The 306-nt window shown below is 69.9% G+C and carries 1 protein-coding gene; it reads right to left on the bottom strand.

Translation table 11 applies throughout. The features are described 5' to 3' along the window. Positions 1-20 precede the first annotated feature (20 nt). The coding region (locus tag IE97_RS39070) for an LpqB family beta-propeller domain-containing protein (protein ID WP_037845523.1) at positions 21-306 on the bottom strand (286 nt) is incomplete at its 5' end.

The raw sequence follows: 306 nt of genomic DNA, 5'->3' as shown, positions 1-306 counted from the left end.
GTCGCCGGGCGACCCGGTGGTCAGCCGGGATAGACAAGCGACGAACCCTCCTTGAGGACCGTCTGCCAGTTGTCCCCGGGCGACAGCTTCACTATTCCGTCGCTCTCCGTGTCCGCCATCAGCGGCAACTGCTCGTCGTCCGCCGCCGCGACGGCGGTCACCTGGTTCACCCCGGGCAGCACACCGGAGGACGACGTGGAGCCGTCCGCCTGTACGTAGCGCACCTGCTGCACCCCGCCCTCCTCCTTGCCCACCACCACGAGGCGGCTGCGGCCGGACCAGGACACGGCGGTCACATCGGTCAGC

Origin of the sequence: Streptomyces sp. NRRL S-455 (genome assembly GCF_000717875.1) — a bacterium.
GTDB lineage: Bacteria > Actinomycetota > Actinomycetes > Streptomycetales > Streptomycetaceae > Streptomyces.
The sequence above is the reverse complement of the archived record's forward strand: the minus strand, read 5'-3'. Positions and strand labels throughout refer to the sequence as shown.